Source organism: Pedobacter xixiisoli (assembly GCF_900215335.1).
In the GTDB taxonomy this organism is placed as follows: Bacteria; Bacteroidota; Bacteroidia; order Sphingobacteriales; family Sphingobacteriaceae; genus Pedobacter; species Pedobacter xixiisoli.
In genome coordinates this window covers 287902-308896 of the sequence record NZ_OCMT01000004.1, presented here as the reverse complement: position 1 = coordinate 308896, position 20995 = coordinate 287902, and the positions used below count along the sequence as shown (strand labels likewise).

Genomic DNA, 20995 nt, shown 5'->3' with positions numbered 1-20995 from the left:
CAAAATCAACAATAACAAAACAACAAACTTTATAATCTTTGTGCTGGTCGCGGCATTATTAATCTCTGTTATCGAAAGTCCGAAAGAGTTTATGGACAGTATAATAAAAGGCTTTATATTTTAGTAAGTTTCCAACTGTTTCGTCTCCAATAACTTTATAGTTGCGTAAAAGCAAAACCTTAAACATAACGGTTGTGGATTTGAAAAACTAAACAAATAAAAAATTAGATTTATCAAAAAACTAAAATGAAAAAACTCTCAAAAATAGATTCAAGGTTTATTGTAGCGACAGGGGCATCTTTCCTGTCGTATTTTATTGAAAAAGATTTTGCTGGCGTCGTGAATGGCTTTCTTCTAGCTTTAGGCCTAAGATGATTTTTTACATAAAATAGTATAACGGCAAGAACACCATCAAATATGTTAAAAAACTTAAAAACAATAACGCTGTTCGAATTGCTAGCTTCTGCGGCAGTAGTGGTTTCGGTAGTGTTACTTTTCGAATACTTGCCAGCTATTATTCGCTTTTTAGCGGCACTTCAATTCGAAGATAAAAACGAATAAAATTAATATGAAAAACAAACTAACCAACAATACCCTAACTGGTTTAAGTGTTCGCTTTTTCAGCGGTCACTTAAATCTAACCATTTAAACCGAAGACTTGGTCTGGTAACAGGAGTATAAAATATGGTAATTGTCTCGAGACTTTTTATAGGAGAATACTTTAAGATGATTAATATTTGTTGTCGATAACAATGAAAAATGAATTGCGTAAAACTATAATACTATTTAAACCTGTGGTTGGTGTTATCACCATACCACATATTATAGTTCGGAAGTTAAATCCAAATTAGTTGGTAACACCATCCAGAGGATAAAATAATAAATGATGTACGATTTTTTTAAGAATCCTAGTATTCATTTTAATTTAAACAGATCCTTTAATGAATCATTAAAGGATCTGTTTGCTGTTTTTTTAAAAGCATTCCTTTTTCTTTTCCTAAATTATCTTTTTGTTTCTCTAATCGATTTTATTATTGTTCAAAGTACTCATTTCTCTTTTCAGAATGCAATAAATGATGCACAAAAGGGTGCTTCGAATAAAAACAGCGTCTTATTTTTCCTTTTATTTGCGCCAATTGTAGAAGAGCTAATATTTAGACTTCCATTGAAAACAAGTAGGATAAACATTTTAACATCATTTGTTTTTGCATATCTACTTTTTGTTTTTATCTCGAAGGAAGAATTAGACATTTTTAACACGGCTACATTGATGAGCTCTATAGCATACTTTTTTATCGCGTTCCTAATAGTTTATAAACTGCCAATTCATTTACTGCAATTTCAAACTGAAAAATCTTATCGCATTTATTTTTATGCTATGGCTCTTATTTTCGGATTACTCCATATTTTCAACTTCATGGACCTAGTGCCTACGCACCTTTTGTTCTTCGCCCCAATTTTTGTGATTCATCAAATGATCGTTGGTTTTTTCTTAGCATACTTAAGGCTTAAACGAGGGATTTTGTGGAGCATTTTATTACATTTCTTATTTAACTTACCTCCAACTATTGGATACTTTTTTACATCATCTTAAAGAAATAAACCTAGAAAAAATGAAAAACAAACCTTTAAAAATTGTACTAATCGTCATATTAGTAGTATTCATTATATCACTAGTCTTAAACATCAACGATTTTATTGAAGGTTTTAATGCAGGCTTAAAGGGCGATTAATAAAATATGCCACTCAAACTTTGGTTGGTATTTATCATCATACCACTCTTAACTGGCTTAAGTGTTCGCTTTATGGGCGGTCAATAAATCTAACATGAAAACCGAAGGCTTAGTCTGGTAATAGTAGTAGAAATAAGAATATGTAATTAAACACTCAACATATGATCAAGATCAACCACAACAAAACAACAAACTTTATAATCTCTGTGCTGGTCTCGGCATTATTAATCTCTGTGATTGAAAGTCCGAAAGAGTTTGTGGATAGTATAATAAAAGGATTTACATTTTAGTAGGTTTTTCAACTGTTTAGTTTCCCATAATCTATGTAGATGCGTAAAAGCAAAACCTTAAACAGAGCGGTTGTGAATTTGAAAATTTAAACAGTTAAAAGATTAGCTTTAGGAAATACCATCAAACATGTTAAAAAACTTAAAAACAATAACGCTGTTCGAATTGCTAGCTTCTGCGGCAGTAGTGGTTTCGGTAGTGTTACTTTTCGAATACTTGCCAGCTATTATTCGCTTTTTAATAGCGCTTTGATTATTAATAAATGAATACGAAAAATAAACTGACCAACAACACCTTCGTTTGTTTTGCAATAGTTATTGTATATGTGCTTCTGTATAAACAAAATTTTATAAATGGAATAGGCCAAGCCTGCCAAGATCTAATAGCTATATGCCAATGAAAAACTTATCAATAAAAAGAAACCAAGAATTGATTAATCTGATATTTATCATCGCATTCTTATTCATATTTCTTTACAATAACAAAACAGCATTTCTCAATGGAGTCCTCTCTGGATTGAATGATTTCATTCGCTAATAGCTAACAAATACGACACAATCAAACATCCATCTCACCGATGAAAAATAACCCTTTAAAAATTGTACTGGTCATCATATCAATAGTGATTATTATATCGCTAGTCTTAAATTTAAAAGAAGCTATCGATGGCTTTTTAGCTGCTATAAGAGGAAAATAGCAAGTTTCGAATTTGAAGATTTTCTATTATATATCTAGTTTGACCCTAACATTTAACCTATAAAAAACATCGTGACCTTATCTAAAAAACTACTATGCTGCCTATTCATCATCGGCAGCCTTAAATCATTTGCACAAAGCACTGCTAAAAACGAGAAAGTAAAATGGGGCTTTTTTCTAAAAAGTAATGTAAATTTCTTTCAAATCAATGAGCCAACAATAGATGTAAAAACAGATCTTGGCTTTGGTTTCGGTAATGTATTTTCTATTAATTTAAATAAGTCGCTTGGTATAGCTTTGGAACCGCACCTTAATTTCGAGCGTCATACTTTAACCCATATCCCCAGCAATTCGACACTAAAATTAAAAGACAACAGTTTTGCTGTACCCTTAAAATTAAGCGTTAAACTTTATCAAGAGCTATCTCTAATTGCTGGAGCAGAATACCTTTACGTCCTAAGTAAGCAAAACGAAGAATTCAAGCTTCAAAAGAACAACTATTTGGCTTTGGCGGGAGTAAGTTATGCCATTAAGTTCAAACATTTTACAATGGTGCCCGAGCTTTCTTATCGTTTAGGTTTAGGTAATGCGTTGGCTGAAAGTCCGCTACATGATTATGAATTGAAAAGATCATCGGTATCGTTCGGGATTAAGGTTATGTAGTAGGGTAGTTTGGGTTGAGCGGTGTTTCTAATTTTAAACCTGTGGTTGATGTATCACCATAAGTGTTCGGAAGATTTTAAGATTGGAGAGATTGCTTCACTCTCTCTTCTTAGTCCTACGCTTCAGTTCGCAATGACGCACATATTTTCATCATGCGATAGTTTACTCCTGTTTATCGGAGAGAATAGCGATGTGGCAACCTATTACCAAACCTACATTTAAGTCTTCTTAACAGCTGTATTGATAACGCCAACCAAAAGATAAGGAGAGCGAACATTAGCTGAGCGAAGGTTTGAAGGACTAATACCATTAACAGTCTACTTTTCTTATCCTCCGAACTTAAATTAGTTATATATATTTGTCATCAATGAAATTAAGGCATCTCCTATTTTTCCTTTTATTACTTAACGTCAACAAGATTTTTTCGCAAGCTGTAATCATCAAGGGAACGGTGTCCGATAGAAAAAGCGACCTTAAACTATCGGGTGTAACCGTAAGGATTGGCGAACAAGCGACCCGTACCAACAGCAATGGGAACTTTGAGCTCAATGTATCTTTAAAAACGGTAAATGAAAAGGGGATTAACTTTAGTCATGTTGGCTATGTAAGTGTCAATTTATTATACCAAGCTGAGCATTTTTACAAAGTTATCTTAGATGAAAATAGTACCTCATTAAGGGAAGTGGTTGTAGGGGTTAGTGGAGAAGACATCATCAAAAAGGCAATCAAAAAAATACCTGAAAACTATCCGGATAAGGCTACTGCAATTAAAGGGATTTTACGTATCCAGAAGTGGCGCAATCAATCCCAATACTTTAAGTCTGATGCAGTAATACAGGCACATGTTCCTGCTTATACCAGCAACGAAAAAACTACAGTAACGGTTTTGTCCAATCAGCTTGATACGCTGTACGATGAAACATTGAAATACATCCGAAATATTAGCAGCTATAACCTCGTTAGATTTGCAGATATTGCGCACAATGAAGATGTCATCAAAAAGCTTTTGAGAAAAAGAAAGTATGATTATCGTTTAGTGGGAAAGCAATTTTACAACAACCACAAGGTTTTCGTGATCAATAGTGTTTTATTAGACAGCAATGAAAAATACAGAAAACTAGAAGCTACCTTGTATATAGACACGGCTTCCTATGCTTTTGTATCAGCTAATCTGATCTACTACGATATACCAAAGTTTGGACCTTTTATTGGCCGTAAGGAACTGGCGCAACGTGTTGTTTATGAAAAGATCGGCAAGAAGTGGTATTTGGCTGAAGCACATTCGAAAAGTATTGGAACGTATAAGGAAGAAGAACCCCACTCCGTCGTAGATTTCATTAGAACTGAATTGGATACTGGTGAGGTAAAAAAAGCGGCCTACAAAGATATCGTACAAAACATGGATGATATCTTTTTAATCAATAAGCCAACAAGCAGTTTGGGATTGGATAAAAATGAAAAGTTATTTAGGGAAGCTGAATTGGCAGGTAAGGTAGAGATGACTCCAATGGTAAAACTGGATACCATTAGAAAGAACAATCTTGCGGCCAAAGAAAATTATAAAAAACCTTTCGGGAGAAAAGTTTATGATTACATTAGAGGAGATAACATGAGGGTTCAATATGGTGCCTCTAAGCTTCCAATGGAGACTAACAGTAACATATATTCCATTCCAGAAAGCATCAATTATGGCCTTACTTTGGGTGCAGATTATAGGTTTTACAAAAGCATGTTTGTTGGGTTTAAATCCGCATCCAATTTTTGGAACAAGAAGAAAATTAGCCTTTCTACCTTTGCCCTTCATCTTTCAAATGAATTTATCCTCAATAGAGAGGCAAGAAACATTACACTCACCCCCTACGCTGGTTTTCAGCGGAACTACATTAAATTTGAAAAAGCAGAGGTCAAATATAATGCATTTAACTATGGCCTGAGAGCATCTTATGATCTTACACGCACAAGAGCTTTATTCATTTCATCAGATTTTAATACTGCTTCTGGCGTATCCACATTAAATACGTTAACTGTTAAGCAAGCTCGGCATGCCTTTGGTTTAGGCATTGTTATTAAAAGATAATGAGTGATGATACCGAGGCTACATTTTGTCGGATTATACCTGTGGCTGGTGTTCTCATCATGCTGCGTATTTCAGCTCTTAATTGTTGATTTTGTTAAACAAATTTTGAGTATTCTTTTTTGACAATACTTATTGGAGTGTTGCTCTTAAGTTCTTATTTTCACGGCTTAAACGATCAAAAAATACCATCTAAATTATTTTATAAAGAAATGAAAAAATTACTTATTGCGCTCTTAGTAAGCTTTGCTTTTCAAGTGAACGCACAAGACGTTGCACAAACGGTCACCGCTCAACGTTTTAGAATTGGCGTACAGGGAGGCTTTAGTAGATTATTAGCCAAAACTTCCGATGCTGTGCCGACTGAATTTAGAGATCATGTGTCTGCCTTAAAATCTGGATATCATTACGGTGCAGATGTATCTTATTTTATTAAGCCAACTTGGGGATTGGGTGTAAAGTTTAACCAGTTCAGATCGTCGAATAGCATCATGGTTTATGATGAAATGATGATTCCTCAAGGTGAAGCGAAAACGACTTTAGTGAATTCGTTTATAGGGCCGAGTTTTGCTACAAAATATGATAGTCCAAACAGTAAGCACGTATTTCTTTTTAATGTGGCTATAGGGTATATGGCATATTTAAGTGACACAGATGCTATGCGAGTTAAAACTACAGGGGGTACGGTGGGGTCTGCAATAGATGCTGGGTATGATTATCGCATCATCAAACATTTTGCACTAGGTGCACAGGTTTCCCTGGTAGGGGGCGTGTTAAGTAAGCTTACCTATGAAAGAGGAAACATGTCGGTGACAGAGACCTTGCCTGACGGTCAAAAAGAAAGCATGACAAGATTAGACTTTTCTCTTGGTGCCAGGTTCAACTTCTAAAACATTAGCTGTAAGCGATATTGATTTTTTAAATTAAAATATTTTTGTATCTTTGCAGAGCAAAACAAGAAAAGAGGGGACGTGTGTCCCCTCTTTTTATTTAGCAATAATTTATACTATGCAGCTAGAAAAGAGAGTTAGAGAACTGGTTGAAGAAAAAATTGCAGATAGACCAGAATTATTTTTGGTTGACGTTAAGATGTTGCCCAACAATAAGTTGATTATCCATGTGGATGGAGACGAAGGCATCAGTATACAAGATTGTGTAGCGATAAGCAGACATGTAGGTTTCCATTTGGAAGAAGAAAATGTGATCGAAACGGCTTACAATCTTGAAGTGTCTTCTCCTGGAGTGGGCGAGCCATTAAAGTTAACTAGGCAATATGTTAAAAATATTGGTAGAGAATTGGCATTAAAGTTGACCAGTGGAGACAAAAAGGAAGGCAAGTTAACGGCTGCAGACGAAGCTTCGATTACGATTGAAGAGCAAGTGAAAGAAAAAGGAAAAAAAGTGCAATTGGTGAGCAGCCAAATCGCTTTGAAAGATATAACAGAAACAAAGGTTTTAATTTCATTTAAATAAAAATGAACAATATTAATTTAATCGATTCTTTTCAGGAGTTTAAAGACTTTAAGAATATCGACCGCCCTACGGTAATTAGCGTATTAGAAGAGGTGTTTCGCAGTATGTTGCGTAAAAAATACGGAACAGACGAAAACTGCGATGTGATTGTGAACCCAGATAATGGAGATTTGGAGATTTGGAGAACCAGAAAAGTAATGGAAGATGGTTTCTCTGAGGATGATGATCTAGAAATTGAATTGGCGGAAGTACACCAGTATGATGCTGATTTGGAAGTGGGCGATGATTACATTGAGCAAATTACTTTAGAAAGTTTTGGACGTAGAGCTATCTTAGCTGCTCGCCAAACCTTGGTTTCTAAAGTTTTAGAATTAGAGAAAGACGAAATCTTCAAAAAATATAAAGATAGAGTTGGCGAAATTGTAACTGGAGAGGTTTACCAAGTTTGGAAAAAGGAAACTTTGGTATTAGACGACGAAGGAAACGAGTTGTTGATGCCTAAAACAGAGCAAATTCCTGCCGATTACTTTAAGAAAGGCGATGCAGTACGTGCCGTAATTTCTAAGGTAGATATGATTAACGCTACACCAAAAATCATTATTTCTAGGGTAGCACCAGAATTTTTGCAACGTTTGTTCGAAATTGAAGTTCCAGAGATTTTTGATGGTTTGATTACCGTTAAGAAAATTGTTCGTGAACCAGGAGAGCGTGCTAAAGTTGCGGTAGAATCTTACGATGATAGAATTGATCCAGTAGGTGCATGTGTTGGTATGAAAGGTTCTCGTATCCACGGTATCGTGAGAGAATTGAAAAACGAAAATATTGACGTAATTAACTTTACTACTAACGTTTCGTTATATATCCAACGTGCTTTAAGCCCTGCAAAAATCACGTCTATTAAATTAGATGATGAAACTAAACGTGCTGCGGTTTACTTAAAGCCAGATCAGGTTTCGTTAGCCATTGGCCGTGGCGGACACAATATCAAACTAGCTGGTAAATTAACTGGTTACGAGATAGATGTGTATCGTGAGGCTGGTGAAGAAGATGAGGATGTGGATTTAGAAGAATTCTCAGACGAAATCGATAGCTGGATTATCGATGAATTAAAAGCAATCGGTCTAGATACAGCAAAAAGTGTATTGTCACTTTCTTTAGATGAGTTAGTGAAAAGAACCGATCTAGAAGAAGAAACAATCAAAGAAGTAGTTGCTATTCTGCAATCAGAATTCGAGTAAAAGTCTTACTTGAATTAAATCAGAATAAACGTTACTTTTGTATAATTAGAAAAAAACAGGATAATCAATGTCAGACGACAAAACCATAGTATTATTAAAAGCAGCAAAAGAACTTAACATTGGACTTGCCACCGCGGTAGAGTTTCTTGGTAAGAAGGGCTATGCTGTGGATAATAAGCCTAATACCAAACTTTCTGGAGAGATGTACAATGTCTTGCTTAGAGAGTTTCAGGGAGATAAAATAGTAAAGGAAGAGGCTAACCAAATAGTTATTGGCAAAATTCGTCGTGATGAACCTGAAGTAACAAACGAAAGCGCTTCTGAAGCTCCTAAGAAAAATACAGATTTTGAGAGCGAAGGTGTTCTGATCAAAAACTTAAACCAATTTACTGCGCCTACAGAGAAGCCTGTAGCTGAAAAGCCTGTGGTTGAAAAACCAGTAGAGCCAGTGAAAGAGGAAGTTAAAGAAGCACCAAAAGCTCCGGAAGTTAAGCCTACAGAAACTGTAGAAGAAGCTGGTTTACCAGGTGTCAAAATTGTAGGGAAAATCAATCTTAATGATTTAAACCCGAAAACTCGCCCTGTTAAGAAAGAAGAAGCTCCTCCTCCTGCTGCTGTTGTACCTCCTGTTGTTAAGGAAGAAAAACCAGTAGAAGTGGTTGCCCCTAAAGTAGAAGAGAAGCCTGTAGTGGAAAAACCTGTGGCCGAAAAGCCTGCAGAGCCAGTTAAGGCAGCAGAAAAGCCAGCGGAAGTTAAACCAGCGGAACCTAAGAAGGAGGAGGCAGCTCCTGCTGCTAAGCCAGTGGCACCACAAGACGAGGTAATCAAAGCCCGTTCGGTAAAATTGACTGGTCCAAATATCATCGGTAAAATTGTATTGCCAACTACACCAGATCGAAGAAACCAACCTGTTGCTTCTTCATCCAGCGATGCTGATGCGAGACGTAAGCGTAAACGTAAGAAAACTCCGGGAGCTCCTGGTGCTGGTGGACAGCAACAAGGCCAAGGAGGTACTGCTACGGGTACGCCAGGTGCTAACCAACAAGGTGGTGGCCAAAGAACACCTTACCAAGGTAATCGTCCTGGAGGCGGACAAGGTGGTGGTTACCAAGGTAACAGAAACAATAACAATAACCGTCCAGGTTATCAAGGAAATAGAAATGCTCCAGGTAGCAATACTCCAAAAGAGGAACCTACTGAGAAAGAAATCCAAGATCAAATTAAGGCAACGCTTGCTCGTTTAAGCGGCGCTGGTAAATCTGGTAAATTTGCACAAAGAGCTAAACTTCGTCGTCAAAAACGTGATGATGTGGCACTTTCGGCAGAAGAAGCAGCATTAGAGGAAGAAGCACAATCGAAGGTGTTGAAGGTAACAGAGTTTGTTACTGCCAACGAATTGGCCAACATGATAGACGTACCAGTAACCAAAATTATTGGAACCTGTATGAGCTTAGGGATGTTCGTGTCAATTAACCAACGTTTAGATGCAGAAACCTTAACTATTGTTGCTGATGAGTTTGGTTACGAAATCCAATTCGTAAAACCAGATGAAGAGGAAGATATCAACATTGAAGAAGAAGATTCTGAAGAGAACTTAATTCCAAGAGTTCCTGTGGTAACCATTATGGGTCACGTGGATCATGGTAAAACTTCATTGCTAGATTATATTCGTAAAGCAAACGTAGTAGCTGGAGAGGCTGGTGGTATTACACAGCACATTGGTGCTTACAAGGTAACAACTAGTACTGGAAAAGAAATTACGTTCTTAGATACGCCAGGTCACGAAGCCTTTACGGCGATGCGTGCTCGTGGTGCTAAGGTTGCAGATATTGCCATTATTGTGGTAGCTGCGGACGATGCGGTGATGCCTCAAACGAAAGAGGCAATTAACCACGCTCAGGCGGCAGGTGTACCTTTGGTATTTGCATTTACTAAGATCGATAAGCCAGGAGCCAACTCAGATAGAATTCGTGAACAGTTATCTGTAATGAATATCTTGGTTGAGGATTGGGGTGGTAAATATCAGTCACAAGAGATTTCTGGTAAGAGCGGTTTAAACGTAGACTTACTATTAGATAAAGTATTGCTAGAAGCTGAGTTATTAGAGCTTAAAGCTAATCCTAATAAACGTGCTACAGGTACGGTAATTGAGGCTACTTTAGATAAAGGACGTGGTATTGTAACTACAGTTCTGGTTCAAGGTGGTACTTTAAAGGTTGGTGATCCAATTTTAGCAGGTAGCTACAGCGGTAGAGTAAAAGCATTATTTAACGAACGTGGTGCTAAGGTAAACGAAGCAGGCCCTTCTGTACCAGTACAGGTATTGGGTATGCAAGGCGCACCAACTGCGGGAGATAGATTTAATGCACTAGAAAGTGAAACTGAGGCAAGAGATATCGCCAATAAGCGTTTGCAGTTAATGCGTGAGCAAGGATTGCGTACACAGAAACATATCACTTTAGCGGAGATTGGCCGTCGTTTAGCGATCGGAAACTTCAAGGAGTTGAACTTGATCATCAAAGGTGACGTGGATGGTTCTATCGAGGCATTAGCGGATTCATTATTGAAACTTTCTACACCTGAGATACAGATCAATGTAATTAGCAAAGCAGTAGGTCAGATTTCTGAAAGTGACGTATTGTTAGCTTCTGCATCAGATGCGATTATTATCGGTTTCCAAGTACGTCCATCAACTGGTGCTCGTAAATTGGCCGAGGCAGAGCAAATCGATATTCGTTTGTACTCAATCATCTACGATGCAATCAATGAGATTAAAGCGGCAATGGAAGGTATGTTAGCACCAGAATTCGAAGAGAAAATTGTGGCTAACGTAGAAATCCGTGAGACCTTTAAAATCACTAAGGTGGGTACCATTGCAGGATGTATGGTGTTAGATGGTAAAATTACCAGAAATAGCAAAATCCGTATCGTTCGTGATGGTGTAGTGATCTATACTGGTGAATTGGCATCGTTGAAACGTTATAAAGATGACGTGAAAGAAGTTTCTAAAGGCTACGAATGTGGTTTGAATATCCAAAACTTTAACAACATTGAAGTGGGCGATATCGTAGAGGCTTACGAACAAGTAGAAGTAAAACGTAAGTTGTAAATACAATTTATCTGAGATATAAAAGGAGCGATTTTATCGCTCCTTTTTTAATTAATCGTATTTTTAAAGGTAAAGGTGTTCTTTTAAGTAAAATAATAAGAGAGTAAATCTCGAATCGCATGTTTAAGAAAATTTTTAAAAAGAGAGATAAAGAGGCTATTAATCAAACGTTGATAAATAATCTCTACCAAACCACCTATGATAGGCATGTGCTTATTTCTTATATTGTTACGCCTTTTAAAGTGGAGAATAATTTTCTTCATCAAAACTATTTTACTGCGCATCTTATAACTGAGGCTTTTTCCGAATTAGGTTATAATGTCGATGTAGTAGATTTTATTTCCAAAACAGAACACATAAATTATGAAAAATATCAGGTTGTTTTTGGTTTTGGTTATAATTTTGAGCAGTCTTTTTATCACAAAATGCAAAATAACTCTATTCGTATTTTGTTTGTTACAGGAGCTCATGAAGAATTCCAAAATATGATGAGTCTTAAATGTGTGGAAGATTTTTATCAGCTTTCTAAGCTTTGGCTTCCATCGGAATCGAAGGTTTTGGCGGCAAGCACCTATTATGCAATGCACAGTTCGGATATCGTAGTAATTTTGGCCGAATCACATATTTATAACGATTTTAGGACTCGCTTTAAAAATACTTTATGCTCATTAAATAACAATATTATAGGAGCCTTTGCTGGCCTTGCTCCAAAAACCGCTGCCAGTAGAACGGCTAATTTTTTATACCTGAGTGGCGCTTATCAACTTGCAAAAGGATTACATATTTTACTAGAAGTAGTAAAGCTTAGGAGTGATTTGAATTTTTATATTGTTTTGCCAAGCCTTAATCCAGAGCTAGAGGAATATTATTACGAGGTTTTACATAAACGTAAAAATGTATTCTTGTTTAAAAACATCCGCATGGATTCTGTCGAGATGCGTGAAATTATTGAAAAGTGTAGTTACACGCTATCCCCGAGTTACGTTGATGGATTGCCAGGAGGAACCATAGAACCAATGTCTGCAGGTTTGATCCCTATTGTGAGCAAATATTGTGGTTTTGCTAAAAAGGATTTTATCTTTGAAATGGATGAGCTTACCATAGATTGTTTAATGCAAAATATTGAAGCGGTGCTGGCACTTAGCGATGAATACTACTTACAAAGCAGTAATAAAGTAAAAAATTATACTCTTGAGAATTTTAGCGTGGCAAGCGTGAAGGATTCTTTCAAAAAAATAATGACCGAAAACTTAAGATAACAGATATGCTAAGCAAAATTACAGGAGGAAATACAGAGAAGATATTTACTGCAACCATTCTTAATAAATATGAAGTAGGATATTTTAAATGTAACCAGACTGGTTTTATACAAACAGAAGAGCCTTTTTGGTTAGAAGAAGCTTACTCTTCCACAATCACCAAGCTGGATATTGGATTAGCAAGCAGAAATGAAGAACTGAGGGATAAAACCGTTAAAATATTGTTCGAGAACTTTGATACATCTAAAAAGTTTTTGGACTATGCTGGCGGTTACGGCCTATTTACTAGAATGATGCGTGACAAAGGTTTCGATTTTTATCATACAGATCCTTATTGTAAAAATATATTTGCTGAATTTTTTGACTTAGCAGACTTACCGCTAGGACAAAAATTTGAATTAGTTACGGCATTTGAAGTTTTTGAGCATTTACCAGATCCTATGGCTGAGGTAGAAAAGATAAGTAATTTAGCAGATAGTATTTTATTTAGTACAATCCTTTTACCAAAACCAACTATTAGCTCTGTTGAAGATTGGTGGTATTTTATTCCAGAAACCGGACAGCATGTTGCGCTATATACAGAAAAAGCACTGGCAAGCTTAGGAGCCAAGTTTGGTTATAACTTTTATACTGATGGTATTAGTACGCACTTGTTTACTAAGAAAAATTTGTCTGAAAATCCTTTTATAAAAAAAAGAGAACCTTTGCTTATTCGAAAATTTAGAAAATTTTTAAGAAAATTTGATCAAAAACAAAATCCCGAACGAGAATCCCTATTGTCAAAGGATTTTGAACAAATCAAAAATAAATTGGCAAATTTATGAGAGTTTTATTCGACGGACAAATTTTTGAACTACAGAAGTTTGGAGGTATTTCAAGGTACTTTACAGAACTCATAAACGGTATTAATAGCTATTCTGCACATCAAGCAATTTGCCCGATAATTTATTCAGAAAACATACATTATTCAGAAAAAATTAATCCTAAAATTCCCATTTTGGATCAGCTAAATATGATGTTGGAATTAAGATTTAATATAGAAAAAAGGAAAAGATACTGTACAAGAAAAAATGGGAAAGGGATTACTAAATCTTTGCAATCACAGAATTTTGATGTGTTTGTGCCGACTTATTATGATACAGATTTCTTATCTGATTTAAGAGATAAGCCTTTTGTATTGAATGTGTATGACATGATTCATGAAATTTTCCCTTCTCATTTATCCTCAGAAGACCACATCGCTATACAGAAAGCCAAATTGATAGAAAAAGCGACCAAGATTATAGCTATTTCTCAAAGTACCAAAAACGACATTCTAAAATTTCATCCCAAAACTGACGCTTCTAAAATAGATGTTGTTTACTTATCTCATAGTTTAGACAATAGCGAAATTTTAGAGTTAGGTCTTCCAGCAAACTATATTCTTTTTGTAGGAAATAGAGGTGGTTATAAAAATTTTGCATTTTTCCTAAACGCTATTGCTTCTTTATTATTGGACACTCAAGGTTTATTTTTAGTTTGTGCTGGAGGTAATGCGTTTAATGAAGACGAGGGGGAAATGATTAAAAACTTGGGGTTAGATGAAAAGGTTATTCAAATTAACTTTAAAGATTTTGAATTGGCAACCTATTATAAAAAAGCAAAATGCTTCGTATTTCCTTCGGCTTATGAGGGCTTTGGCATCCCCGTTCTTGAAGCAATGAGTTGTGGATGCCCTGTAGTTTTGGCAGCCCATAGTTCGTTTCCTGAAGTTGCAGAAGATGCTGGGCTTTATTTTGAATTAGACAACGCAGAAGATTTGAATCAAAAGGTAAGAGCACTTTTGGAAGATGAAAACTTAAGAACACATTATAGTAAGAAAGGTATTGTGCAAGCAAGTAAGTTTAGTTGGGAAAAAACTGTAGCAGATTGTGTAAAAGTATTTAAATCGGCATTAAAAAGTTGAAAACAGCAATAATATCTGGAATTTCTGGACAAGATGGGGCTTATCTTGCTGCATTGTTATTAAAGAAAAACTATCGAGTTATTGGACTCATTAGAGAAGGACAATCTAAAGAGCTTGGTGGTTTAACGTATTTAGGTGTAAAAGGTGACATCATACTCAAAGAGTGTAACTTAATGAACAAAAAAGCAATAGTAGACGTCATATCAAGCGAAAAACCTGAGGAAATCTACAATCTTGCTGCTCAAAGCTCTGTATTCGAGTCGTTTAATAACCCCATTGACACGTTTAAATTTAACACAATTAGTGTATTTAATTTTTTAGAGACGATAAAATTGGTTAATCCAGCTATCAGGCTTTATCAAGCAAGTAGTAGCGAAATGTGTGGCAAAGTAAACGAACTTCCAATTACAGAGAATAGTGTATTGCACCCATTGAGCCCCTATGCTACTTCAAAAGTTGCAGCCCATTTTACGTGTGTGAATTATCGAGAAAGCTATAAGCTATATGTGGCGTGTGGCATTCTTTTTAATCATGAATCTTATTTGAGAAGCGAAAACTTCTTCGTCAAAAAGGTACTTCAACAAAGTATTAGGATTGCTCATGGATTACAGGATTTTATCGAAGTTGGAAATGTTGACATTAAACGCGATTTTGGATATTCACCTAGTTATGTAGAGGCGATGTACCAAATGCTTCAACAAGAACGAGCTTCTGACTATTTAATTTGTTCTGGAAAATCAATTAGCTTAAAGTCTATCATTCATTACGTGTTTGATATGTTAAATATTTCTAAAGATAGGTGCATCGTTAATCCGATGTTGTACCGTCCAAATGAAATTTTAGATATTTATGGCGACAACACAAAAGCTAAGAATGAACTGGGCTGGAACTATGATTACGATTTTTATAAAGTTTTGGAATTGTTACTAGAAGAAGAATTAAAAAATCTGCCGAAGATATGACACCTTTACAATTAAAAATATCAATAATAACCGTAAATTATAACCATGCGGAAGGTTTAGCAGAAACAATAGCAAGCGTGGCCGGCCAAAGCTATGCAGAAATAGAACATATTGTTATCGACGGAGGATCCACCGACTCCAGTACCGATGTAATTGAAAGCAACAGGCATCATTTGGCCTATGCTGTAAGCGAAAAAGATAAAGGCGTTTTCGATGCCATGAACAAAGGAATTAAGCAAGCTACGGGAGATTATCTTTTATTCGTAAATAGCGGGGACAAGTTGGCCACTGAACATGTGATAAATAATTGCGTAGCCTATGGATTTGATAAGGATCTTATCATAGCTGATATGGTTTTTGTTAATGAGGGACAAAGGAGAGATTGGAAGCCTGAGCATTTGCTTACTTTCGATTTGTTCTATTTTTATGGAATTCCGCATCCTTCAACATTTATTAAAAAAGAACTATTTGATTTGGTAGGCTTATATGATGATGAGCTCAAAATTGTTTCCGATTGGAAGTTCTTTTTATTAGCTGTCTGTAAACATAATTGTAGCTATAAAAGAATTGATATAACAGTGTCAGAGTTTATTGAAGGGGGCATTAGTACCCAAGAAGATAGCGTGCCTCAAATTTTGGCAGAACGGAAGAAAGTTATAGAAGCACATTTTTCTGCATTTTTGCCGAACTACGAAGAACTTTGGGCTGCGAGAAGGCAGCTCAGAAAATTGAGGTATACTATTAAGATTAAGAAGTTTTTAGGAATACGTTAAATATTTTTTCTTCTAATATTAAGCGATTTTAAAAACGCCTTTGAAAAAACATTGCTGCCAGCAAGTAACTGATAGTATTTTACGAACTTACTTAAGTCTGAGATGTGGGTTTTTGCCATCAAATATTTAAAGGTATTGATGAGCAGTTTTTTATTGAGTGCAAGCAGTTCTGCCTTCTGAGGAGCTGGAAGTGTAGAATTTATGACATAACCTTTTATTAGCGCCCGCAATTCTGCTTCCGCTTCTAAAAGGCTATTATCTTTCTGGGATGCGCTTAAGGGATGAATTCTTACTAAAGCCAAGGCACTTTCATCATCCAGAAATCCGAAGCGATAATTATAGATAGCAATTCTGAACCATAGGTCCCAATCTTCTAAATAGGGCATGGTTTCTTTAAAAGCTCCTACACTTTCAATAATTGCTTTTTTAAAAATTGGACTTTGGATAACCGATTTATTATTTTGTAGATAAGCATGAATAATTGGAAATCCCAAACCGCTTATCTTCTCTGGAGCATGCTGTTGCTTTTTGTCTATGGTTGAGTAATATTGTTCTTTATTTTCGCTTTCGAAGTATTTGGCATTGACTAGACAAATGTCAATTTCGGGATTGCTTTCCATTAATGCCAACTGCGCTTCTATTTTGTTGGGAGAAATTAGATCGTCTGCATCTAGAAATTGGATATACTTCCCTTTCGCATTTTTAAGTCCAAGGTTTCTAGCGCTAGAAACGCCTCTATTTGGTTGTTCAATATAGCTTAGACGTGAGTCTAAACTAATTAGTTTTTCAACAATATCCTTCGTGCCATCGGTAGAGCCATCATCAACAATAATTGCTTCCCAATCTTTAAAGGTTTGGTCAAATAAACAGTTTATGGTTTCCGTAATTAGATGCCCATAATTGTGAGTCGGAATAATAACAGATATCAAAGACATAACTATGTGTATTTAAAATTTTCGCTCCCAATGTGTTTAAAAAGTAGATTTAGCTTGCTAAATGTACTTTTCTTTAAAATGTATAAAGTAGACTGAACGTTAAAAATCAAGGCTTTAAATAATAAAACGAACAAAAGGCTTAATCTACCAGAGGTTATAGATAGTAAAGCCAATATAATATGGTGCATAGCAGAATTTTTAATTAACGTAACACCAATATATTTAAACTTTTATAGCAAAGTTCAGCCTGCTGAGACCAGATCTTGGCTTTAAATCTGGAAAAAATTTCTCGTAATCATCGAATATTAATTTGATCAGAAACAAACTGTTTTTTTTCCAGTAGGAATTAGCTATTCTACTTATCAATTTTCTGTCGGCTGGCAATAAACCACTATAGGTTTGTAAGTTTGTTAAATTGGTTGCAGTTTCTGTTCTTAGTAACGCCTTTTTGGTTTTTTTATCTTGAGTTTTAAAAGTAGCCGAGGCTTGATGTATACGATGTAGTGTTAAGCATTGGCTAACGTATGTTATTTTGGTATGGTACATCGCAATAAAGCCCATGTACCAATCGTAATAACCTTGTTCAGGAATTGGGATTAGGTATTTTAGAAAATTTTTAGAAAACATTGAGGTATGTCCTGTAACCGAATTATAAAATAAGCAACTCCGAAAGTCTCTGGTTTCTATACTAAAATTTTTGTCTAAAAGTTGCTTTCCAAGCAATTCGCCTTTTTCATTTATGAGTTGAGAATTAGAAAAAACTAACCAATTGTTAGAGATTTGGTTGAGGAGTATTTCTAGTTTTTCTGTGATCCATATATCATCTTGGTCGCTTATGGCAATGTAATCTCCATTACAAGCTTTAAAAGCTGTTTCAAAGTTTTTGTTATAGCCTAAATTGAACTCATTTTTATAAACTTTGATTTGAGGATATTTCTTCCCTATTTGCTCAATAATGCCGACCGTATTATCTGTAGACCCGTCGTCAACAACTATAATTTCAATATTTGTATAAGTTTGATTTAAAATGCTTGTTAATTGCTCTTCTATATATAATTCTCCATTATAAGTACATAGCGCAACTGAAATCAGGGGCTGTTTTTTAACAATCATCCTTTAGGGTGTTTTAATAGATATCTCTTTTTATGATAGAAAAATTTATAAAACTGTCTTACAAAAAATTTAACAGGTTGTAAGTTGTATGACAAATAAGCAAGCCAATTTCCAGAGATGTAAAATCTGGTGATAGTAGTTGCTATAAATCTGCCTCTAAAGGCGTGATTATAATTTCTCATTAAGTCTTCCCTACATTTATAAAAGCTGGCATCGGCATTCCCGTCGCTTTTATGGGTAAGATTAAAATCGATAACGTATGATTTATATCCAAGAATATCAGCAATTAAGCAAATGTCTGTTCCATACATATGAAATCCCGAAAGACGATTTGAAAGCGCTAAATTTGCACTATTCTTAACAACCATAAAATTCTCATCTATTGTCTTCGTTAATAAAGGAAGCCTTTTTTCTTTAATTGTTCTGCCTGATCCTTGCGTTAGGTTAGTCGCTATCCATTTGAAATTAATCCCTCCTGCATTTGCTAAAATTGCCCAATTAGAATCTAGCATTTCTATTTCTTTGATTTTTGCTTCTAAATGTACTCTATCATGATCATGTAAGATAATGTCTTGGTGGCAGATAATGATATACTTTCCTTTCGCTTGCTGTAAAAATTCATTTAGGCCTTTATATGCATCAAAAGCACAGCGTTCACTATTGTCTATATGCAAATATTCACAAGTACTGACGTCAAAACCTTTTTCAACAAACGATTGTAGCATTTCTTCGTATTCTTGTGTTCTTGTTACCAAGGTACAGATAGAGAAATCGTAAGGAAAATCGTTTTTTTGAATGCTTTTGGAATTTGAAATCATGGGTTAGTCGTTAAAGGTTTGCATTTCAATTAAACGATGGTAAAGACCTTTTTTCGCTAAAAGTTCAGTATGATTTCCCTGCTCAACAACTTGTCCTTTATCAATTACTACAATTTCATCGGCGTGTTGTATCGTGCTTAAACGATGGGCAATCACTATCGAAGTACGGTTCTGCATGAGGTTATTTAAGGCTTCTTGTACCAATTTTTCCGATTCAGTATCCAATGCTGAAGTGGCTTCGTCTAATAGCATGATTGGGGGATTTGCTAATACCGCTCTAGCTATACAAACTCTTTGTCGCTGTCCACCGGAAAGCTTGTTGCCTCGGTCACCGACATTGGTATCGTAGCCATTTTCTGTATTCGAAATAAAATCGTGTGCATTGGCAATCTTTGCTGCCGTAATTACTTCTTCAAAGCTTGCATTAGGTTTGCCAAAGGCTATGTTGTTGAAGATAGAATCGTTAAACAGAAAAGATTCCTGATTAACAATTCCCATTTGCGCTCTAATACTTTCTACAGTTAAGTCGGCATAATCATTTCCGTCTATAGTTAACTTGCCATTTTTGGGGTCATGAAAGCGAGGTATTAAATCCATCAGTGTACTCTTTCCGCCACCAGAAGGACCAACAAGAGCTACTGTTTTTCCTTTTTCTATTTTTATATCGATATCCTTTAAAATTTGTTTCTCCCCGTAGAAAAAATTCACCTTTTCAAGACTTAAATAAGTATTAAATTTAACTAATATTTTTGCCTCAGGTTTGTTCGTTAATTCAGGTTTAGTGTCTATCAAGCCTAATACTCTTTCTCCTGCTGCAATACCAGAATGAATTCCACTAAACGAATCTGTTAATGCTTTTGCCGGCCTCATTACTTGAGAAAATATAGCAATATATGCGATAAAATCTGAAGGTGATAGCGCACTTCGATCGTTATGAAGAATTAATTTGCCACCATACCATACAATAACGGCGACCATCAATACACCAAGAAATTCTGATACAGGCGACCCTAGTTGCTGTCTCCTCACCATTTTTCGATTTAAGTTCGAATAGAAGATGTTTTCTTGATTAAACTTTTCTTTTATTCGTTCCGAAGAGTTGAAGGCTTTTATAATTTTAATTCCGCCCAAAGCTTCGTCTAAAAATCCAATCATTTTAGCAAAAGATTCATGGGCCTCCTTGGCCTGTTGTTTTAAACGCTTTACAATTTTACTGATTATAAAAGCGGATATAGGAATGACCAAAAGGGAGAATAAGGTTAATTTGGCAGAAATAGTTAATAGCATAATAATGTAAACTATCAAGGTTACGGGCTCTTTGAAAACAACCTGTAAAGTATTGGTAACTGTGAATTGTACAACCTGAACATCTGAAGCAACCTTAGAAATGATATCGCCTTTTCTTTCATTGTTAAAATACCCAACATGAAGGTTCATCACATTATTAAATACTGATTTTCTAAGGTTCAATAATGTATGTACCCTTAAGTCTTCCATTGTTCTTTGAGAGAAATATTTAAATAAATTTGAAAACAAGACTGAACAAACAATTATAACACAGACATAGGCGAGTGTTTTTTCAGCCCCAACATTGTTGATAGATTCATTTACCAGTTGTCTAAACTTGCCTAAGATGTCGAAACTAGATGTTTCTTTACTTACCTTAGTCATCACATTAGTGGTTGTTTCTGTATTATTTGTTTTAAGTAGCGTTTCAAAGAGAGGAGACAGTAGAGCTAGGTTTAGCGTGCCAAATAAAATTGATAGCATTGTTGCTATAATATAAGGGATAGCAAACTTTTCAATTGGCTTAGCGAAGGATAATAACCTGAAATATATTTTCATTGAAGTATATAAAGAGAGCAAAGTTACAGATTTTAAAAATCTTATGTTATATATTAAGTTTTTCCTTTTGG

Annotated in this window: 17 protein-coding genes; 13 read left to right on the top strand and 4 right to left on the bottom strand. The window is 35.4% G+C overall.

Annotation, left to right across the window (positions count from 1 at the left end; all coding sequences use genetic code 11):
* Positions 1 to 417: 417 nt before the first annotated feature.
* The 13 genes from CRO54_RS21260 to CRO54_RS17420 all read left to right on the top strand — a co-directional run bounded on the left by CRO54_RS21260 (position 418) and on the right by CRO54_RS17420 (position 16213).
* On the top strand, positions 418 to 561 hold the full coding sequence (locus tag CRO54_RS21260; protein WP_171047952.1) for a hypothetical protein: 144 nt from the start codon (positions 418 to 420) through the stop codon (positions 559 to 561).
* A gap of 322 nt (positions 562 to 883) precedes the next feature.
* Positions 884 to 1594 carry a CPBP family glutamic-type intramembrane protease gene (locus tag CRO54_RS21755; RefSeq protein WP_097133371.1) on the top strand — a complete coding sequence of 237 codons (711 nt, stop codon included), beginning with the start codon at positions 884 to 886 and terminating at the stop codon, positions 1592 to 1594.
* Between the two features lie 1195 nt (positions 1595 to 2789).
* Positions 2790 to 3380 carry a hypothetical protein gene (locus tag CRO54_RS17470; protein ID WP_097133370.1) on the top strand — a complete coding sequence of 197 codons (591 nt, stop codon included), beginning with the start codon at positions 2790 to 2792 and terminating at the stop codon, positions 3378 to 3380.
* 367 nt (positions 3381 to 3747) lie between these two features.
* Positions 3748 to 5457, top strand: a complete 1710-nt coding sequence (locus CRO54_RS17465) for a carboxypeptidase-like regulatory domain-containing protein (protein ID WP_097133369.1) — start codon at positions 3748 to 3750, stop codon at positions 5455 to 5457.
* 209 nt (positions 5458 to 5666) lie between these two features.
* Positions 5667 to 6344 carry an outer membrane beta-barrel protein gene (locus CRO54_RS17460; RefSeq protein WP_138765863.1) on the top strand — a complete coding sequence of 226 codons (678 nt, stop codon included), beginning with the start codon at positions 5667 to 5669 and terminating at the stop codon, positions 6342 to 6344.
* Positions 6345 to 6462: 118 nt separating this feature from the next.
* On the top strand, positions 6463 to 6927 hold the full coding sequence (gene rimP / locus CRO54_RS17455; RefSeq protein WP_097133367.1) for a ribosome assembly cofactor RimP: 465 nt from the start codon (positions 6463 to 6465) through the stop codon (positions 6925 to 6927).
* 2 nt (positions 6928 to 6929) lie between these two features.
* The gene (nusA, locus tag CRO54_RS17450) at positions 6930 to 8165 is read left to right on the top strand and encodes a transcription termination factor NusA (protein ID WP_097133366.1); all 1236 of its coding nucleotides are present in this window, start codon (positions 6930 to 6932) and stop codon (positions 8163 to 8165) included.
* A gap of 67 nt (positions 8166 to 8232) precedes the next feature.
* Positions 8233 to 11274 carry a translation initiation factor IF-2 gene (infB, locus tag CRO54_RS17445; protein WP_097133365.1) on the top strand — a complete coding sequence of 1014 codons (3042 nt, stop codon included), beginning with the start codon at positions 8233 to 8235 and terminating at the stop codon, positions 11272 to 11274.
* Positions 11275 to 11393: 119 nt separating this feature from the next.
* Positions 11394 to 12533, top strand: coding sequence for a glycosyltransferase (locus CRO54_RS17440; RefSeq protein WP_097133364.1), 1140 nt, complete (start codon positions 11394 to 11396; stop codon positions 12531 to 12533).
* A gap of 5 nt (positions 12534 to 12538) precedes the next feature.
* Positions 12539 to 13357, top strand: coding sequence for a class I SAM-dependent methyltransferase (locus CRO54_RS17435; protein ID WP_097133363.1), 819 nt, complete (start codon positions 12539 to 12541; stop codon positions 13355 to 13357).
* Positions 13354 to 14478: a glycosyltransferase family 4 protein gene (locus CRO54_RS17430; RefSeq protein ID WP_097133362.1), complete on the top strand. Its 1125-nt coding sequence runs from the start codon at positions 13354 to 13356 to the stop codon at positions 14476 to 14478. Before CRO54_RS17435 ends, CRO54_RS17430 begins: the two co-directional genes overlap by 4 nt.
* Complete coding sequence (locus CRO54_RS17425; RefSeq protein ID WP_097133361.1) at positions 14475 to 15440, top strand: GDP-mannose 4,6-dehydratase; 966 nt, start codon at positions 14475 to 14477, stop codon at positions 15438 to 15440. The genes CRO54_RS17430 and CRO54_RS17425 overlap by 4 nt, the downstream gene beginning before the upstream one ends.
* Positions 15437 to 16213 carry a glycosyltransferase family 2 protein gene (locus tag CRO54_RS17420; protein WP_097133360.1) on the top strand — a complete coding sequence of 259 codons (777 nt, stop codon included), beginning with the start codon at positions 15437 to 15439 and terminating at the stop codon, positions 16211 to 16213. Before CRO54_RS17425 ends, CRO54_RS17420 begins: the two co-directional genes overlap by 4 nt.
* Here the strand turns inward: CRO54_RS17420 and CRO54_RS17415 are convergent.
* The 4 genes from CRO54_RS17415 to CRO54_RS17400 form a co-directional block, all read right to left on the bottom strand.
* Complete coding sequence (locus CRO54_RS17415) at positions 16210 to 17148, bottom strand: glycosyltransferase family 2 protein (protein WP_097133359.1); 939 nt, start codon at positions 17146 to 17148, stop codon at positions 16210 to 16212. The two genes, CRO54_RS17420 and CRO54_RS17415, sit on opposite strands and share 4 nt — an antisense overlap.
* Positions 17149 to 17370: 222 nt before the next feature.
* Positions 17371 to 18261 (bottom strand): glycosyltransferase family 2 protein, encoded by an 891-nt coding sequence (locus tag CRO54_RS17410; protein ID WP_097133358.1) that lies wholly within the window; start codon positions 18259 to 18261, stop codon positions 17371 to 17373.
* Positions 18258 to 19079 (bottom strand): hypothetical protein, encoded by an 822-nt coding sequence (locus tag CRO54_RS17405; protein WP_097133357.1) that lies wholly within the window; start codon positions 19077 to 19079, stop codon positions 18258 to 18260. The genes CRO54_RS17410 and CRO54_RS17405 overlap by 4 nt, the downstream gene beginning before the upstream one ends.
* A gap of 3 nt (positions 19080 to 19082) precedes the next feature.
* Positions 19083 to 20924 carry an ABC transporter ATP-binding protein gene (locus CRO54_RS17400; RefSeq protein WP_097133356.1) on the bottom strand — a complete coding sequence of 614 codons (1842 nt, stop codon included), beginning with the start codon at positions 20922 to 20924 and terminating at the stop codon, positions 19083 to 19085.
* Positions 20925 to 20995 lie beyond the last annotated feature (71 nt).

Excerpts from the sequence above, each read along its gene's own strand:
- CRO54_RS21260 (WP_171047952.1), top strand. The coding sequence starts at position 418 with ATGTTAAAAAACTTAAAAACAATAACGCTGTTCGAATTGCTAGCTTCT.
- CRO54_RS21755 (WP_097133371.1), top strand. The coding sequence starts at position 884 with ATGATGTACGATTTTTTTAAGAATCCTAGTATTCATTTTAATTTAAAC.
- CRO54_RS17465 (WP_097133369.1), top strand. The coding sequence starts at position 3,748 with ATGAAATTAAGGCATCTCCTATTTTTCCTTTTATTACTTAACGTCAAC.
- CRO54_RS17460 (WP_138765863.1), top strand. The coding sequence starts at position 5,667 with ATGAAAAAATTACTTATTGCGCTCTTAGTAAGCTTTGCTTTTCAAGTG.
- rimP (WP_097133367.1), top strand. The coding sequence starts at position 6,463 with ATGCAGCTAGAAAAGAGAGTTAGAGAACTGGTTGAAGAAAAAATTGCA.
- nusA (WP_097133366.1), top strand. The coding sequence starts at position 6,930 with ATGAACAATATTAATTTAATCGATTCTTTTCAGGAGTTTAAAGACTTT.
- infB (WP_097133365.1), top strand. The coding sequence starts at position 8,233 with ATGTCAGACGACAAAACCATAGTATTATTAAAAGCAGCAAAAGAACTT.
- CRO54_RS17440 (WP_097133364.1), top strand. The coding sequence starts at position 11,394 with ATGTTTAAGAAAATTTTTAAAAAGAGAGATAAAGAGGCTATTAATCAA.
- CRO54_RS17435 (WP_097133363.1), top strand. The coding sequence starts at position 12,539 with ATGCTAAGCAAAATTACAGGAGGAAATACAGAGAAGATATTTACTGCA.
- CRO54_RS17430 (WP_097133362.1), top strand. The coding sequence starts at position 13,354 with ATGAGAGTTTTATTCGACGGACAAATTTTTGAACTACAGAAGTTTGGA.
- CRO54_RS17420 (WP_097133360.1), top strand. The coding sequence starts at position 15,437 with ATGACACCTTTACAATTAAAAATATCAATAATAACCGTAAATTATAAC.
- CRO54_RS17415 (WP_097133359.1), bottom strand. The coding sequence starts at position 17,148 with ATGTCTTTGATATCTGTTATTATTCCGACTCACAATTATGGGCATCTA.
- CRO54_RS17410 (WP_097133358.1), bottom strand. The coding sequence starts at position 18,261 with ATGATTGTTAAAAAACAGCCCCTGATTTCAGTTGCGCTATGTACTTAT.
- CRO54_RS17405 (WP_097133357.1), bottom strand. The coding sequence starts at position 19,079 with ATGATTTCAAATTCCAAAAGCATTCAAAAAAACGATTTTCCTTACGAT.
- CRO54_RS17400 (WP_097133356.1), bottom strand. The coding sequence starts at position 20,924 with ATGAAAATATATTTCAGGTTATTATCCTTCGCTAAGCCAATTGAAAAG.